We start from the raw sequence: 445 nt of genomic DNA on the forward strand, positions 1-445 counted from the left end.
ACCTCCATGTGGGGCGTCCCGGCGGCTCTTTGACGAAGGTGCGTCCCATGTCTGTCCATTGCCAGGAGGGGAGCACCGGGAACGGACAGGGAGGCAAGGTCCCGCAGGGCATGCCGGCCCGGGCCTGCGGGAGGGGCGGGTGCGATGCACCGTTGGGGATGGAGGTGGTGCAGATGCTCATCGTCGGCGCGGTGGTGGTGGGAGTCCTGTTGATGATGTTGGTGATTGGTGGAGTCCTCATCGGAGGGGCGCTCGCGCACAAGAACATCCGCGACGATGACGCGCGGTGGGCAAGGGAAGACGCGGAGCGAGCGTCGCGGCGCGACCAGGACCGGTCCGGGCCCATGGGTGGGGAGCCTGTGCACGCGTGAATGCGTGAGGTGCTTTCCTCGAGTGGGTGCGAGGATGCGCCGTGCGATTCGCGCTGCCGTCATTGCTGGTGCTG

1 protein-coding gene is annotated in these 445 nt (G+C 67.6%); it reads left to right on the forward strand.

Features of this window, described 5'->3' with window-relative positions; all coding sequences use genetic code 11:
• The first annotated feature begins 173 nt into the window (after positions 1–173).
• Positions 174–371, forward strand: coding sequence for a hypothetical protein (locus D7W81_RS42180; protein ID WP_147445857.1), 198 nt, complete (start codon positions 174–176; stop codon positions 369–371).
• The last annotated feature ends 74 nt before the right edge of the window (positions 372–445 follow it).

The sequence above is a fragment of the Corallococcus aberystwythensis genome (genome assembly GCF_003612165.1).
In the GTDB taxonomy this organism is placed as follows: domain Bacteria; phylum Myxococcota; class Myxococcia; order Myxococcales; family Myxococcaceae; genus Corallococcus; species Corallococcus aberystwythensis.

What these genes read in the sequence shown, in the direction of transcription:
- D7W81_RS42180 (WP_147445857.1), top strand. Translation starts at nt 174, where the DNA reads ATGCTCATCGTCGGCGCGGTGGTGGTGGGAGTCCTGTTGATGATGTTG.